Raw genomic sequence first — 16,299 nt, forward strand, 5'->3', positions numbered from 1 at the left:
GGCGGGATGATTGTCAGCACACCCGGCAGCTTTCTTGAGGAGGTTGTCGGTGAGAATGATTCGTTTCGGCTTTTCCTCGTCCATAACACACCGCTTGAGCGCCTCATGTTCGACCGGAACCTCATAGGGGTCGAATTTCGGCGAGCGTGCCTAGAGGCCAGTAGTTTGTTCATAGGGCACATGGTGGACGAGTGCGATCCTGAGGATTCAGCGGAGCTGTTGATTCTCAGCAAGGGAATCGTCTATCAACTCGCAGAGGCAGTCGCCGTGCAGACGGGGAAGAATCTTCCCATCAACCTCATTGCGACATCTCGGGTATCCGTCGCTGCGGATCATGTAGAAATTGAGGTCCCGTACGCGCGATTCGAGGCGCCCAGCAGTACGCTCATCGTGGGAGACACCGTTGCTTCGGGCGCGACAATCATCACAGCTCTTCATAGATTCCGCCAACAGCATTTCCTCCACCGGCTTTATGTTGTGTCGTATGCGGGATCATTGGTCGGCGCCAGAAAGATAGCCGACTACTGCCAGGAGCACGACGTGGAGGTCACATTTCTCTTCGGCTTGGCAGCATTTGGTCTTGCCGAGAACGGTTTCGACCTTTCTTTCTTGCACCCGGCGACCATCACTCGGGATGAGTACCGGCGCCGGGCAGCAGAGCAATTCGACGGGAAGCCTGTATCTGCGGTCGGTTGGGATTTCGGCTCACAAGCCATGGCTCCCCGGAAGTACCGCGAGCTATGCTGGATCGAAGCCGAGATGTGGAAGCTGCAAGGACTTCCGAGTTTCAAGTCGGCGGAGCGTCCACGCGACCTGACAGCTTTGCAGCACGAGGCTGCAGCCTATTCAACGATCGCCAACGAAATCCAGAGCGAAACGTAGACGCGCCCTAATCGAGGCATGCACGTCGTCAGGGGATCTGCTGGCATCAACAGCGAAACACGGCCACCGGGCTGCGAATGCCTCCCGCACAGACGGCAGTCGTTCGTGGAACTGTGCACTCCGAGCCAGGAGCTGGTCCATCGCGTCATCGGGTCGGCGATTCAATCGCGGAGTGACGCAACACAGGCCACCTCGCCGCGCTTCCTGACCACACGTGTCGCATACGAGACGTTGAGCGGAGCGAGCTACTACGACGTCCTGAGGCGCTTCCAGTACGAAACCAACCACCTGACCGGCATCTATGCCCGCTGCTTCCAGAACCGCTGGGATGCTCAAACATTGGTCTAGGTTGCGTGGGTAGCCGTCAAGGACGATCCCCGGGCCTTGGCCCTGGGGGACATGCTCGCGAAGTAGCCGACAGTAGACTTCGACCGGCATAGGCATGTTCTTTTTCATGCGGGCACTAATCAGAGCACGCAGGTCGGCGTCTCTTCCGTTCTTGGCCGTGTCTCGCAGTACCTGGCCGCTCTGAAAAGCGTAAAGGCCTAAGTTAGCGGCCAACTGACGGGACACAGTCGATTTTCCGACGCCAGGCGCTCCGATGAGGAACACAGCGATCTTTCCTTGATCGATACCACTAATGCGCGCTCACCTCCTGTGATCTTTTGGGCTCTGCAGACGGCGTGTTGCGCTGCCGCCTCGGATCAGGGGGCTCCTACAGTTCCAAGACCTGTCATCGTGCTGTGGAATCCTTCCACAGCACGATGACAGTATGCGGCGCCCAAGATAAAAGTAGGCCTCTCCGAGTTGACCACCGATCGGGTGATGAGCCGTGGGACGCAACGAGCGAGGCTACGGGCTGTCGGTCGAGATGTCCGACCACTCAATCACGTTGCTCTGGGGCCTCGTTGCTCATCCAATCCTGCCGCACTCGACTGCTGCGCGCACTCGTGGAGTTGGGTGGCATGCTGATCGTCACCGGTGAGAGCGACCGACGCCGCAAGCTCCGTCCGCCTCAGCGTGCGATGGTGGCACTGATATACCTGCGCAAACACACCACTCTCGCGAACATCACTGCCGGATTCGGGTCAGCACGTCCACCGCCCCCTACACCCGCGCGGTCGTCAACCTGCTCGCCGGCACGTGCACCGGAGCTGCTGAAGACGATGCGCGTGCACGACCCCACTTCATCCTGTTCGAGCCACTCTCCCCGAATATGACCGTATCGGCGACAGCCAGGCCCGCTACTCCAACAAACAGCCGCGGCGTGAACGTACAGGTTGCCACCGACGGACGGCCAACTGCTGCGGCTCTCGCCCAGCCTGCCGGACCCGAGCCCGTTCTGCCGCCGGGGCCCCAACCGCACTTATCCGCACGACCTCTTGACGAGTTTCCGCCACGGCCTGAAGGCCGGGGTATCCGCAAAGGAAGGCCCCGACGACTACCACGCGCATAAGCTGAACTCGTCGGCGCCCAGAACCACGTCTCCCCGACACAAGTCACGTGCTCGCGCTTCGGCGCGGCCCCGGAAACCCTTCCTGAGCCCGCCACAGGCGATCACACCCCTCATGTTCAGGAGAGCATCGATCGTGGAATCGGCAGTAGCGCGTCCTCATCCGGTCCTCACCGCCGCCACCGTTCTTCCCGAGGACGCCGACCGCGCCGCGCTCGTCGCACGCGTGCACCATCCCGCAGTGGGGGGACCGTGTGTGGCGGCGGTCCGCGGCGAGGAAGTCGTCGACCTGACGGCCATCGCGCCCACCGTCTGCGACCTCATGGAACGCGACGACGCGGTGGCGGTCGTCCGCGAGGCCGAAGGCGGACACACCTGGCGCCTGGAGGAACTGATGCAGGCACCGACCGGCCGCTGTGACGTGCCGCATCTGCTCGCCCCCATCGACCTGCAAGTGATCAAGGCTGCGGGCGTCACCTTCGCCCGCAGCCTGCTGGAGCGCGTCATCGAGGAACGGACGGGCGGACGGCCGGCGGAGGCCGCACGCGTGCGGGCCCGCGTGCAGCACGTGGTGGGCGGCGCGCTCGACGGCATCCGTCCCGGATCGCCCGAAGCGGACAGGGTCAAGGAACTGCTCGTCTCCGAAGGCCTGTGGTCGCAGTACCTGGAGGTCGGGATCGGACCAGACCCGGAAGTATTCACCAAGGCCCCGGTCCTTTCCGCGGTCGGCACCGGCGCCGACATCGGAGTGCTCGGCGCCTCGGGTTGGAACAACCCCGAGCCCGAGGTCGTCCTCGTCGTGGACTCGCGCGGCCGGGTCCGCGGCGCGACACTCGGCAACGACGTCAACCTCCGCGACATCGAGGGGCGCAGCGCCCTGCTGCTCTCCCGCGCGAAGGACAACAACGCCTCCTGCGCGATCGGCCCGTTCATCCGACTGCTCGACGACGGCTTCGGCCTCGACACCGTACGCAGCCTCGACATCGACCTCCGTGTCGAAGGCACGGACGGCTACGTCCTGCACGGCAGCAGCTCCATGCGCGAAATCAGCCGTGACGTTGGGGACCTGGTGGCCGCCACCTACGGTCCGCATCATCAATACCCGGACGGCTTTGTGCTGTTCACCGGAACGCTGTTCGCCCCCACCGAGGACCGCCGGACACCCGGTGAGGGCTTTACCCACGAGTACGGTGACATCGTGCGGATCTCCAGCCCGCAGCTCGGCACTCTGGTCAACACCGTCATCACCAGCGAGCAGGCCACGCCGTGGACGTTCGGTGTGGGTGCGCTGATGCGCAACCTCGCTCGGCGCGGGGTGCTCTGAGACTGCTACGTCCACGGCCCCTGGCAGAAGGCGGCGTGCAGGCGCCGCGTGTGATCCACGTAGCGCTCGGTTCCGGTCAGCGTGACTGTGGCCGTCAGGCGCGGATCCGCGCTGGAGGCAGCCAACCGCAGTTCCAGCTGGCCCGGTTCGACCAGACGCCGACCATCTCGTCCGGTGAACGAGGCGAGGTCGGCCGGGACCGTGACCCGCAAGCGGCGGGCCTCGTTCGGCTCCAGTTGCACCCGGGTGTAGCCGATCAGGCGCTGCACCGGCTGGACCACGGAGGCAACCGGGTCATGCAGGTAGAGCTGGACAACCTCCGTTCCGGCACGTCCGCCTGTGTTGCGTACGGTGAAGGAGAGGGTGAACTCGCCGTCGGTCTGTGCTTCCGGGGCGTCCACGGCCAACTCCGCCCAGTCGAACCGTGTATAGGAAAGGCCGTGGCCGAAGGCGAACGCAGGGGTCGGGTCGATGGTGGACACGTCGCCGGCGTGTGCGAGGCGCGCCCCGAGGTAGGTGGCCGGTTGGGAGCCCGGTAGGCGCGGCACACTGACCGGCAGACGCCCTGACGGGTTGGTACGGCCACTGAGCACCCCGGCGATCGCGTGGGTGCCCTCCTCGCCGGGGAAGAAGGACTGCACGATCGCGGCGGACTCCTCCACGGCGCGGCCGAGGGCGTACGGTCGTCCGGCGAGCAGCACGGTGATCAGGGGTGTCTCCTGGTCGAGCAGGACGTCGAGCAGGTGCTGCTGCGCACCGGGCAGCGCCAGCGATTCGGCGTCGCACCCCTCGCCGCTGGTGCCCCGCCCGAAGAGCCCGGCGCGGTCGCCGAGCGCGACGACGGCAACGTCGGCCTCGCGCGCCGCCTGAGCGGCCTTGCCAATACCGGACAGGTCGCCGTCGTCGATCCCGGTGCCACGGACGAACGTGATCTCGGCGTCGGGGAACTCGGCGGCGAGTGTGTCACGCAATGTGGGCAGCTGGATGCCCAGTGGTGTGCCGGGGTGGCGGACGCCGATGTGCTGGGGGAAGGAGTAGCAGCCCAGTACGGCGGTGGGTTCGTCGGCGTTGGGACCGAGCAGGGCGATGCGGCGTGGCCTTTCGAGCGGCAGGGTGCCGTCGTTGCTCAGCACCACGACCGCTTTCTCGGCGAGTGTGCGGGCCAGTGAGCGGTTCTGCGGTCCGTCCAGGTCGATCCTGCCGCGCAGAGCGGGCGGATCGTCCAGGTCGGCCCCGTCGAGGGCGGCCGGCACGGGATTCCAGTCCTTGTCGAGCAGACCGAGCGTCGCCTTCTGTGTGAGGACCCGGCGCAGGGCACGATCGACCAGCGTCTCCGGTACGCGGCCGTCGGTGACGGCCTCGGCCAGGGGCGCGCCGTATGTCTTGACGTTGGGCAGTTCGACGTCGATGCCTGCGTGCAGCGCTGTGCCTGCGGCGTCGGCCCAGTCGGCTGCGACGCCGTGCAGCGTTTTCAGGAAGGCGATGGCGAAGTAGTCGGCGACGACGGTGCCCTCGAAGCCCCACGTGTCGCGCAGCAGCCCGGTGAGCAGTTCCTCGTCGGCTGCGGAGGGGATGCCGTCGGTGTCGGTGTAGGCGTTCATCACCGATCGGGCGCCGCTCTCACGGATCGCCATCTCGAAGGGCGGCAGCAGAACATCGGCGCGCTCACGGGGCCCCAGGGAGGTGGGGGCGAGGTTACGGCCGGCGCGGGAGGCCGAGTAGCCGACGAAGTGTTTGAGGGTGGCGACGATCCCGGCTGACTCCAGGCCCTGCACGTAGGCCGTGCCGATGGTGCCGACCAGGTAGGGGTCTTCGCCGATGGTTTCCTCGACCCGGCCCCAGCGGGCGTCGCGCACGACGTCCAGGACGGGCGCGAGTCCTTGGTGGACACCGACGGCGCGCATGTCGCGGCCGATGGCGGCGGCCATGTGCCGTACCACCTCCGGGTCGAAAGTGGCGCCCCAGGACAGCGGAACGGGGTAGGCCGTCGCCCCCCAGGCGGCGAAGCCCGCCAGGCACTCGTCGTGTGCGAGGGCGGGGATGCCGAACCGGTTCGTGGCGGCGATACGGGTCTGGGTGCGGGCCAGGGACAGCGCGCCCAGCGCGGGGTCGACGGGGACGGTGCCGAAGGGCCGGGTCAGTTGCCCGAGACCGGTCGGCAGGAGTGCGTCGAGGTCGACGGCCTCCTCCATGTCGTGCTGGTGGGGGGCCACTTCACCGCCCTGGTCGGAGGCGCCCACCCACACCCCGTACAGCTGGGCGATCTTCTCCTGAAGGGTCATCGCGTCGATCAGGGCGTCGACTCGCGTGGGCAGGGGCAGGGTTGGGTCGTTCCATACGGGGACGGCGGAGGTGTCTTCTGCGGGCACGTTCGCGGTCACTTCCTCCCACGCCCGTCGGCCCCTGGGTCAGGGCATGCCCGGGCCGGGTTGGCGTCGGTGTCTATGTCGGTGTTGACGTCCGTCAACGGCTGAATCCGGCGGTCAGGCCGCTCAGCAACTGGCGGCGGCCGAACGCGTACAGGACCAGGACGGGCAGTGTGGTGAGGACGACGGCAGCGAGAACGGCAGGGACATTGACCCCGTACTGGCCCTGGAACGTCCACAGTGCGAGCGGCAGCGTCCGGCGCTCAGGGCTCTGCGTGAGGATCAGCGGCAACAGGAATCCGTTCCAGATGGTCAGTGCGTTGAAGATGGTCACGGTGAGGATGGCCGGTCGGGTGAGGGGCGCCGCCAGCCGCCACAGGGTCGTCCATTCGGTGGCGCCGTCGACCCGCATCGAGTCGAACAGTTCTTTGGGCACGTCGCGGATGAAGTTGGTCAGCACCAGCACCGACAGCGGGATGGCGAAGGCGATCGACGGAAGGATCAGTGCCAGCAGGCTGTCGTACAGACGCAGTTTGATGATGATGAGGTAGACCGGGATCACCGTCGCCTGCAGCGGGATGGCCAGGCCCATCAGAAACAGCCCGTTGACCGCGCGCAGGACCCGCATGCGCCAGCCACGCACGATCGCGTAGGCGGCCATGAAGGAGAACACGACCGCGGGCACCACGGCGCCGGCGGTGACCACGACGCTGTTCACGAAGTAGCGGACGAAGTCGGACTCGATGACCATCCGGTAGTTGTCCAGTGTGGGATCACTCGAAGGCATCAGCGGGTTGCTCGCGTAGTAGCGGCTCCGCGCCTTGAGGCTGGTGATCAGGGCCCAGTACAGGGGTACGGCGACGATGGCGAGCCAGAGCCATCCGGCCAGGCCGCCGGCCCAGTTGCGGCGGCGGCCCGACCTGCGGGTGGGGCGCTGCCGCTCGCGGTGGGTGGCCTTCTGCGGTCGTCGGGGTTCGGTGAGCGTGGTGGCCATGTCAGACCCCCTCTAGTTGGCTCGCACCGGCGTCGCGGCCCCCGAGCCGGCGCAGCAGCAGGGCGAGGCTCAGACCCAGCAGGACCAGGATGACCGCGATGGCGCTGGCAGGACCCATCAGACTGGCCTGGAATCCTCGCTTGTACATGTCCAGCGCGAGGACCCGGGTGGCGTCTCCTGGGCCGCCCTCGGTCAGGACGAAGATGAGGTCGAAGAAGGTCAGCGATCCGACCACCATCAGCGTGGACGAGGTGATGATGGTGTATTTCAGCTGGGGCAGCGTGATGCTGAAGAACTGCCGGATCCGTCCTGCTCCGTCCAACTGCGCTGCTTCATAGAGGGATTGCGGTATCTGCTGGACCCCGCCCTGGTAGATCAGGGAGTGAAAGGGGATGAACTGCCAGGAGACGACGAAGACGACGACTCCGAACGCGAGCCCTGGCCGCCCCAGCCAGTCCTGGCTGAGTGCGTGGATGTTCAGGCCGGCGCCGAGCCCGAAGTTGGGGTCCAGCAGGGCCTTGTACGCGATCGCGATCGCCGCGGAGCTGAGCATCAGCGGGATGAAGTACACCACGCCCAGTACCGCCCGGTAGCGCTGGCGGCCGGCAAGGAACGTGCCGAGCAGAATGCTCAGTGGTGTCTGGACGGCCCAGGACACGGCCATCACGAGAAACGTCACCCAGAGGGCGTGCGGCAGCCCGGGGTTGGTGAGCACCGTGCGCCAAGTGGTCAGCCCCGTAAGGCGGATGGTGCCGATCCCGTCCCATGTGGTGAAGCTCAGCGCGAAGACACCGATGAGCGGAACCACGGCGAAGCCGACGAAGACCACCAGCGCCGGCGCGGCCAGCCACGGCAGGATGCCGCGCGCTTCGCGACGGGACGGATGGCCGGCGAATGCGCTCATTTGGCGGTGACAGCGTTGAGATTGTCGGCGAACTGCTGTGGTGAGATGGACAGTTGGAACAGTTTGACGATGTTGTCCAGGAGGGTCTCGGCCGCGGTGGGGCTGAGCGCTTGGTCCCAGGACTGGGCGAACACCTTGGCCTTGCTGGCGATGTCGTAGGTGAACTTCAGGAAGTCGGCGCTCTTGGAGGCGGTCAGCAGCTTCTCCGTGCCCAGCCGGATCGGCACGGATCCGTTGTCGATCCACTTCTTGACCTCGGCGTCCTGCAGGACGCCGTTGGCGAAGAATTCCCTCGCCGTCTTCTTCTGCTCAGCACTGGCCTTCGAGGATATGGACAGGTACTGGGCGGGGTTGCCGACGGTGTCGCTGAGATCCCCCTTGCCCCCCTCGACGGGCGGGAAGGTCATGTAGCCCAGTCCGCCGCTGGAGACGAAGTTCCCGCCGTCGGCCTGCTGGATGCCGTAGGACCAGGCCCCGTGCAGCATCATCGCGGCCCGGCCGGTGTACAGGAGCGCCTGGTCGGCGTTGGAGTCCGCGGTGATCGAGGAGAAGCCCTTGACGAACCCCTGGGCTTTGACCAGTTCCTGGACCTTGGTCAGCGCGGTGATGGCGGCCGGGTTGGACCAGGCGTTCTTCTCGCCGTCGATGATGGCCTGGAACACCTCGGAACCGCCGATGCGATCGAAGAGGAACTCCAGCCACATCATGTTCGTCCAGCGGGACTGGCCGCCGAGGGCGAAAGGCGCTATCCCCTTCGCGTTGAACCGGGGCACCAGCGCCATGATGTCGTCCCAGGACTGCGGCGGTTTCACGCCGACCTGCTCGAACACCTTCCTGTTGTAGTAGAGGATGATCGGCTGCACTGTTTCGCACGGCATTGCGTAGATCTTGCCGTCGACGGTTGCCGCGCCGAACGAGGACGGGAAGAGCCCCTTCTTGATCTGGGGGTGCTCCTCGAACCACGGAGTGAGGTCTTCGACCTGGCCCGCTTCCACATAGGTGCGCAGCGTCCCGCCGCCCCAGCCCCAGATGACGGTGGGCGCCCGTCCGGCTCCGATGGCCGTCTTGATCTTCGTCTTGTACGCGTCGTTCTGGTAGGTGGTGTCCTTGATCTGATCCTTGGGGTGGGCCTTGTTGAAGGCTTCCACCGCGCCGGCCCTGACGCCTTCCTGGGGCTGGCCGTTCAGGTACCAGTATGTGGCCCCTCCGCTCTTGCCGGGACCGGATGAACCGCAGGCCGCCAGTGCCGCAGAGACCGGAACGCCGGCGGCCAGGCCAAGGAGGGTACGTCGGGAGAGCGCCATGTTTTCTCCGCACTCGAGAGCCATCGGCTTCTCGTGAGTCATGGTGAAAGAGTTTCGAAACAGCGTCCTTCAAGCTCCGCTCTGGCAAGTTAGGTTTCGATCTGATGCCCTGTCAAGACGTGTGCAAGCATGCCGATGAGACGCTTCAGCAGCGGAATATCGGGTTAAGATGGCCCTAATAGGATCAGCGATGAGGATCGAAACTATTTCGAAGCTCTTCAGTCATGACCGAAAGATCATGCGGCGGCAACGGCAGACACCCTGTTGATGCAGGTCATGTCACGTCAGCGACAGCCGGTCGCGCCCGTGATGCACCGCGCGGACAACTGATGCCTCAGAAACAGGTGTTGACAACGCCCCGTGAGCATTCACGGCAGTGGCTGCTGCGACAGGAACGAACAATCAGCGAGTTGTCCCGTTCCGTCCCGGCACCGCCGGATCCAGGCGCGTTGCCGTACGGTTGACCGGTTCCACAGGCGGCTCACCACACCGATGGACAGATAACCGAGAGGAAGCGATGCGACCGAACACCAGGCGCACCACTTTGGCGGACATCGCACGAGCCGCGGGGGTCTCCATCGCGACCGTGTCCAAAGTGGTCAACGGTCGCGGCGACGTGGCACCGCAGACGCGCGCCCGGGTACAGGGACTACTGCACCAGCACCAGTACCTCGCACCGGTGTTCCGCCACACCGAGGCCAAGGAGAACCCCACCATCGAAGTGCAGTTCAGGGGCGGCCTGAAGTCCTACGTCGCTGAGACCCTCGAAGGCATCATCGACGCCGCCGCAGAACTGGGTGCGTCCGTGGTGATCAGCAAGGCATCCCGCGCCCCGCACTGGGCCCGTGACCTGGTCTCAGCCGGACGCCGTGCCGTCATCGCGATCACCAGCGTGTACAGCACGGCCCACCTCGACGAACTGGCCCGGGCCGGGCTGCCGCTGGTCGTGCTGGACCCCCTGCACCTGCCTGACAGCCGGGTCAACAGCGTCGGGGCGACCAACTTCGCCGGTGGCCTGGCCGCGACCCAGCACCTCCTCGCACTGGGCCACGACCGCATCGCCTACCTCGGCGGTCCAGCCACGGCCGTGTGCAATCAGGCACGCATGCACGGCTACCGCGCCGCCATGGAGGCACACGGAGCACAGGTTCCCGGCACCTACGTCCAGCCCGGGGAGTTCACGTACGAGACCGGATTGCACGGCGCCACAGCACTACTGGGGCTGCAGGAGCCACCGACCGCGATCTTCGCCGGTAACGACGAGATCGCCCTCGGCGTCATCGAGGCCGCCCGCGCCAGGGGCCTGCGCATCCCCGAAGACCTGAGCGTGATCGGCTTCGACGACACAAGCCTGGCCCAGATGGCGTCACCGCCGTTGACCACCGTGCGACAGCCCCTGCGGGAAATGGGCGCCGCCGCCCTGCGCATCGCCCTTCAACTGGTCAACGGCGAAAAAACCGAGTCGCACCACATCGAACTCGCCACCGAACTGGTGGAACGGGCCTCAACAGCGGCGCCCCGCGAACCGACATCGGCGCGTGAGCAACCGTAGGAGGGCCCCGGCAGAGTACTGCTCGACGACGTCCAGCCCATGAACCTCCGCTTTCTGCTGACACGAGCGCCCGGTCACGAAGCAGCGGCCCGCCCGGGGGTCAAGTCCGCTGAAGTCAGGACACAACCCTGCCAGGCATAGCCGCGTACTACCGAGCAACCGCACCCTCGCGCTTGGTGATCACCGGCCACGCAGACGCAGGGAGGACGGCGCCGGCCCTTGAGCTACTCCTTGAACTGGCAGCCCGGCGGGAAGAGCACGATCCGTTCCCCATTCACATCCCCCATCAAGGGGGACCAAGGCGTACTGCTGCGTGACCTGCTCGTCCGCCGCCTCATCGACGCTTACAAGTGGCCTGCCGGCGCCGCAGCAGACCTCGTCGATCAGGGCATAGTGCTGCCACAGGAGCGCGCCGCGATGCGTGCCTCACGGGCACTGCACGATCAGCATCGAAACACCCGACAGAACTGAGATCGGAGAAAGTCAGCCGCGCTCACTGCAAGAAACCGGGGTCGTCGAAGTTGAGCGGTGCGGAGGTGTCCGCCGGCTCGACGAGCGGTGCCGCGTCGTGTCCGAAGACGCTGGTGCTCGGCATTGCACGGTCAGGTCGCATACCCAGCGGGAGCGCCTTGACCACCGTCTCATGATGCCGCTACGTTTACTCAAGACCGATCGTTCTATCTACGGGCTTCGGCGTTCCCGACGTCATCCTCGGCTGGCGCAGCACCGTTCGGAAGGTGCTGCCTAGTTCGTCACTCTTCTAGGTGGGTCTGCGCGGTTGGTCGGCACATGGCAGCGCTCACCGGCACAACGATGCCGCTCAGCGCGGCAAACCTTTCTAGGCTGAAGGACATCGCATGACAGAGACGGCTGGAAGCGTGCAGGAAGCGACCGAGGCGTTGATCGCGAAGGCACGTGCGGCAGTGCCGGTGCTGGCCGCGCACGCGGACGCTACCGCGGAGCAGGGACGCCTTGCCCCGGAGAGTCTCGAGGCGTTGCGTGAAGCCGGTCTGTTCGCGCTGGGCACTCCGGTCGAGTTCGGCGGGACGGACGTGGACCTGGTCACCCTGGTACGGGTGCTGTCCGAATTGGGCCGCGCGTGTCCGTCCTCGGCGTGGCTGGTGTCGATCTCGACGGGAACGAAGGCCCATTTCTCCGGGGGGTACCCCGAGAAGGTCCTCGCCGAGGTCTACTCCCATCCCGACGTGCGGTGGTGTGGCGGCTCGACACCCGGCCAGGCCGTCGCGGTTCCCGGAGGGGCCGAGGTCACCGGGCGATGGGCCTACGCTTCGGGAGCCGAGGATGCCCACTGGGCGTTCCTGGCGGTGGTGTCCGTGGGAGACGACGGTGTGCCCCATGTGCGGGGTGCGCTGGTGCCGATGTCCGAGCTGGCCGTTGACCGGACCTGGCGCGTGGCCGGGTTGCAGGGCACGGGCAGTCACACCGTTGTCGCCGACGGCGTTTTCGTTCCTGCGGAGCGCCTCCTCGATTTCCCCCTCGGTCCCGATGGCGCGCCAGATCTCACCCAGGGCAGGCCACTGGAGATCGCCTCCCAGACGGTCTCGGTCACAGCGACTCTGGCCGGAGCGGCGCTCGGTGCGCTGGACGTGGTGAAAGCCGTGATCCAAACGCGCAAGCCGCCCATGACGCAGTACAACAGTCTCGCCGAATCAGCGTCGGCCCGACATGTGTTCGCCGAGGCCGAACACATGGTGAACAGTGGTTACGACCGGCTGATCAGCCTGGCGGGCCGCATCACCGAGCAGCTGCCCGGCGACGACGTCACCGCCCTGCAGCGATCGAGCATGCGGATGGAGGTGGTCTCCATCCTGCAGCAGTTCCTGCGCGCCGTCGACCTGCTGCTGGACCTGCACGGCTCCAGCGCATTCGCCCTCGACAACCCGCTGCAGCGCTTCTGGCGGGACCTCAACGTCGGCGCCCGCCATGCCCAGCTGTCGACCTACCTCACCACCGAGAACTACGGCCTGCTGGTGACCGGGGCGGGCGGACCGGTGCAGGTGGGCTGAGCGCACGACGGCGCACGGCTGAGATTTCCGTAGAGGTCGCGCGGACCAGCACAGTCGGGCCCCGGCAGCAGCACGGGCACAGGTCCTGGTGATCATGGAGTCGCTACGCTTCGTGATCGCTGGGGAGACTTGTGCCCGTGCTTCCGTCATGGCTGACAGAACTGCTCTGGGACCAATTCGCGGTCCTGCTTCCGGAGCAACCGGAGTTTCAGCCGTACCATCCGCCTGGCTGCCACCAGCGACGTCTCAGCGACCGGGTCGTCTTCGACAAGCTCCTGCACCTGCTGTGCTCCGGCTGTCCTACGAGGCGATCGCCGACAGGACCTGTGCGGCCACCACGATCCGCAACCGCCGCGACGAGTGGATCGCCCTCGGCGTCTTCGCCCGCCTGAAGCAGATCGCGCTGGAGCCCTATGACCGCATCGTCGGCCTCGTCCTCGACCAGATCGCCGGGGACGGCTCCATCACCGAGGCGCCCGGAGGCGGCGAGGCTGCTGGCCGGTCACCGGTCAACCGCGGCAAACGGGGCCTGAAACGTTCCGGTATGACGGACGGATTCGGCATTCCGCTGGGCCGCGTCCTGGCCGGAGCCAACCGCCACGACTCCCCCTGCTCGCTCCGACCCTGGACCACCTGAACGCCCTCGGACCTCTGTGCGACAACATCACCGCGCACCTGGACGCCGGATACGACTCGGACAAGACCCGTGCCCTACTCCACGAACGCGGCCTGCGCGGCCATATCGCCCGTAAAGGGAGAAGGCACCGATCCAGGCCAGTCGGCGTTGGCATGTCGCACGCACCCACGCCTGGCAGAACCTTCCCCGGCTCACCCGCTGCTACGAGCGCCGGACCACCGTCATCGACGTCTTCTTCGACCTCGCCGACACCATCATCGCCGCACGTAGCCGGATTCGACGAACATGGACCACCCACCGCTGGGGCGAACGCCCCGACCGCCGGCCATGACCGCACACCTCCACGTGCGCGACCGCACACGGCCAGGAATCACGAAGCTGCACTGCAGCCCGTGCCAGGCAACCACGAGCACTCCCGAAACGACGTGCATCGGATCCGTCAGACGGTGCGCCCCAGCAGGGAAAGCAGCTGAACGGCGGGGTCGGTGCTGGTGGTTCGCACCGGGGCAGCGATAATTCCGAGGCCTGCCGCTCTCTCGGCGTTGGCACGCGCGTAGGCCAGGCAGTAATCGACCGCAGTCGGGTCAAGTTGCTCGGGCTGGCCGGATCCGCGGGCCAGGTCCCACTCGTGGACGGTCAGGTCGACGAGTATCTGGTCCGCGTACACGGTCAGCGGGGCCTCCCCGAAAGAGAACCGGGCTGTCCCGGACAGATCGGCACTCTTCCACGCTGCGAGGGAGCGTTCCGAGGCCTCGTCCCACGCGCGTACGGGATCCGCGCCGACCACGTCACCGTCATAGCGGTCGCCCACCTGCTCCAGGGATTCTCCGGCAAGCAGGTGCGGCACCCACAAGTGCTCGCCGACCAGATGGTTCACGAGATCCCGAACCGTCCACTCGGTGCACGGCGTCGGATCGTTCCACCGGTGGCCGTCAACCGCGTGCACTCGCACACCGAAACGGGCGATGGCATCGGGTATCAACTGCAGGGCTAAGAATGTCATGGCGGCACGCTACGCCACGATCTTCCATCCTCCCGAACGGGGTCGGACGATGACAGCATCGTGGGTGGGCTGTCCGGAATGGCCGTCCGCAACGACCTGCGCGGCTTCGTAGTCGACCACCTCGGCACCGACGATGTCGTCCCGGTCGTGGACGAGACCGGTGACCTAAACGGTCAGTCGCCGGAAGCGTCCGTCGTAGGGCGTACCGAGGGTGTGGTGTGTCCGAAGCAGGCTCGCGTCTCCACCGCGTTCCCGCAAGTGGTGGTGACCTGCCGCTGTCGGCGCTTGCGCACCTGCGGCGGCCACCGCCGGGGCGCTGCGTCGTCGATCTGGCGGCTGCCGTCCGGCGTGAACGGCGAGGGCAGGCGCGGGTCCATCTCGATGTGGGACAAGTCGACCAGCCAGCTCCCGGAAATTCTCGGGTTGAACGTCGGGGCGTGGAAGGGGGCGGGGGCGCTGAGGCCGACGACCAGGCGGGCCGCGGCCGCGAGGAACGCCGTGTTGCGGTCCAGGCCGACCGCATAGGACATGGTGTGCTCCCGTGCGGTCAACCGGTCGACCGACCGCACCCACTGGTACGCCTCCTCGTTGAGGAAGCCGCCCATCCAGCCAGAGTTCACGACCACGGGGTGCTCCGGGGTGGCCTCCGGCGGCGCCGGGTCCCTCGGCTTCGTGTCCAGCGAGCTGGGATTGTGGCAGGAGATCCAGTTCCCGCTTGCCTCGTCCCGCACGGCCTTCGTCGGCGGGCGCAGCGTGGGCATCAGCTCCAGCCCGGAGACGGCCGTCGACCCGCGCGGCGTGATGACTCGCTGGGCATACACGCTCAGAGCGCGGGCGATGTCGGCCGGGTCCATATCAGCCACGCCGGGCCAGGACCGCTCATCGAGGGCGTCCCACGACAGGATCGCGAGCTGTACGCACTGCGGCTCGCGCCCCTGCACCTTGCGGTAGATCCGCGCCCACGGCCCGAACCCGCGCGCCAGCGTGCCTTCACCGGCTGCTTGTCGACCGGGTGGTCCTCGGGCAGGCACAGGCGGTGCTGCCCGTGACCTTCCAGGCGCTCGGGCAGCCCGAGCTTCACGGCGGCCGTGGCGGTGAGCACGATCAGGGGATCGGAGTCCTTTCCATACCGGTTGAGCTTGGGCGCACCGAGACCGGACTCGCGCAGCGTCCACTCCACCAGCTCCGGGATCGTGGTTGCCGGGCAGTCCAGCACGAGCCCGTCCACGCCGTACGCGGAGCCGTCGCCGTCCAGCACGGCGAGTGGGCCGTGGGGGCGCGGGTCAGCGGACGGCTTCGCCGCCTTCCTCGTCGCCGGGCGCCGCGATGTCACCGGGCGTCCAGCTGGACGGGCGGGCCTCTCCGCTACGGCGGGAGCCTCCACCGGTGCGGCGGCCGTCGCCTCGGGCGCGGCCGCGCCCGTGAACATCTCCAGCATCACTGGTTGCGGCGCGGCGGGAGCCGCAGGGACAGCAGGCGGGCGGGAGGTGCCGTTGGCGGACTACTTGGCCGCCCACCCTTCAGCAGCCGCTGGTGCGCCTCCAGGCGCGGCGACTTCGGCTCCGAGCGGCCGTTCTCGTAGTTCTTCAGCGTCCGCCTCGTCGTCTTCAACGCGGCCGCGGGGCGGGCTTGGGTGATGCCGGCCGCTTCACGCAGCCAGGCACGCTCCGCCGGGGCGGGCGGTGTCCAGGCCGGCCTTGCGGACGGTCTCGACCAGCAGCACGCCCCCGGCCTGCGGGACCACCGCCCGGTCTCCGCCCTCGGTGCGGACACGCGGGTACGACTCAATACGCTTCTTCACGCTGGAGAGTCTCTTTTCCGACAGTCAACAGGACCCTAGACAAGTCCCATCG

11 protein-coding genes and 2 pseudogenes are annotated in these 16,299 nt (G+C 66.8%); 6 read left to right on the plus strand and 7 right to left on the minus strand.

The window, feature by feature from the left end:
- Positions 1 to 6: 6 nt before the first annotated feature.
- A complete protein-coding gene (locus M2163_RS01905) occupies positions 7 to 882 on the plus strand; it encodes a hypothetical protein (protein ID WP_280892946.1) in 876 nt (291 codons plus the stop codon).
- A 1,589-nt stretch (positions 883 to 2,471) separates the two neighbouring features.
- On the plus strand, positions 2,472 to 3,659 hold the full coding sequence (locus M2163_RS01910) for a fumarylacetoacetate hydrolase family protein (protein ID WP_280892947.1): 1,188 nt from the start codon (positions 2,472 to 2,474) through the stop codon (positions 3,657 to 3,659).
- Positions 3,660 to 3,664: 5 nt separating this feature from the next.
- On the opposite strand, the gene M2163_RS01915 is transcribed toward M2163_RS01910, so the two are convergent.
- The 4 genes from M2163_RS01915 to M2163_RS01930 form a co-directional block, all read right to left on the minus strand.
- A complete protein-coding gene (locus M2163_RS01915; protein WP_280892948.1) occupies positions 3,665 to 6,040 on the minus strand; it encodes a glycoside hydrolase family 3 N-terminal domain-containing protein in 2,376 nt (791 codons plus the stop codon).
- An 82-nt stretch (positions 6,041 to 6,122) separates the two neighbouring features.
- The gene (locus M2163_RS01920; RefSeq protein ID WP_280854823.1) at positions 6,123 to 7,019 is read right to left on the minus strand and encodes a carbohydrate ABC transporter permease; all 897 of its coding nucleotides are present in this window, start codon (positions 7,017 to 7,019) and stop codon (positions 6,123 to 6,125) included.
- Between the two features lies 1 nt (position 7,020).
- Entirely contained in the window at positions 7,021 to 7,923 is a 903-nt protein-coding gene (locus M2163_RS01925; protein WP_280892949.1) for a sugar ABC transporter permease, read from the minus strand.
- Positions 7,920 to 9,227, minus strand: coding sequence for an extracellular solute-binding protein (locus M2163_RS01930; protein WP_280855143.1), 1,308 nt, complete (start codon positions 9,225 to 9,227; stop codon positions 7,920 to 7,922). Before M2163_RS01930 ends, M2163_RS01925 begins: the two co-directional genes overlap by 4 nt.
- A gap of 517 nt (positions 9,228 to 9,744) precedes the next feature.
- Between M2163_RS01930 and M2163_RS01935 the strand changes: the two genes are divergently transcribed.
- From M2163_RS01935 to M2163_RS01950, 4 genes and pseudogenes are all read left to right on the plus strand, one after another.
- Positions 9,745 to 10,779 (plus strand): LacI family DNA-binding transcriptional regulator, encoded by a 1,035-nt coding sequence (locus M2163_RS01935; protein ID WP_280892950.1) that lies wholly within the window; start codon positions 9,745 to 9,747, stop codon positions 10,777 to 10,779.
- A 219-nt stretch (positions 10,780 to 10,998) separates the two neighbouring features.
- Positions 10,999 to 11,250: a hypothetical protein gene (locus M2163_RS01940; RefSeq protein ID WP_280892951.1), complete on the plus strand. Its 252-nt coding sequence runs from the start codon at positions 10,999 to 11,001 to the stop codon at positions 11,248 to 11,250.
- Positions 11,251 to 11,657: 407 nt separating this feature from the next.
- Positions 11,658 to 12,806 (plus strand): acyl-CoA dehydrogenase family protein, encoded by a 1,149-nt coding sequence (locus M2163_RS01945; RefSeq protein ID WP_280892952.1) that lies wholly within the window; start codon positions 11,658 to 11,660, stop codon positions 12,804 to 12,806.
- 131 nt (positions 12,807 to 12,937) lie between these two features.
- Positions 12,938 to 13,774, plus strand: a pseudogene (locus tag M2163_RS01950) (IS5 family transposase).
- 108 nt (positions 13,775 to 13,882) lie between these two features.
- On the opposite strand, the gene M2163_RS01955 reads toward M2163_RS01950, so the two are convergent.
- The 3 genes and pseudogenes from M2163_RS01955 to M2163_RS01965 all read right to left on the minus strand — a co-directional run bounded on the left by M2163_RS01955 (position 13,883) and on the right by M2163_RS01965 (position 16,247).
- Positions 13,883 to 14,446 (minus strand): TIGR03086 family metal-binding protein, encoded by a 564-nt coding sequence (locus tag M2163_RS01955; RefSeq protein WP_280854818.1) that lies wholly within the window; start codon positions 14,444 to 14,446, stop codon positions 13,883 to 13,885.
- A gap of 332 nt (positions 14,447 to 14,778) precedes the next feature.
- Positions 14,779 to 16,102, minus strand: a pseudogene (locus M2163_RS01960) (helix-turn-helix transcriptional regulator); the annotation flags it as partial.
- Complete coding sequence (locus M2163_RS01965; protein WP_280893149.1) at positions 16,095 to 16,247, minus strand: hypothetical protein; 153 nt, start codon at positions 16,245 to 16,247, stop codon at positions 16,095 to 16,097. The gene M2163_RS01965 and the pseudogene M2163_RS01960, both read right to left, overlap by 8 nt.
- Positions 16,248 to 16,299: the final 52 nt, after the last annotated feature.

It is taken from the genome of Streptomyces sp. SAI-135 (assembly GCF_029893805.1).
GTDB lineage: Bacteria > Actinomycetota > Actinomycetes > Streptomycetales > Streptomycetaceae > Streptomyces.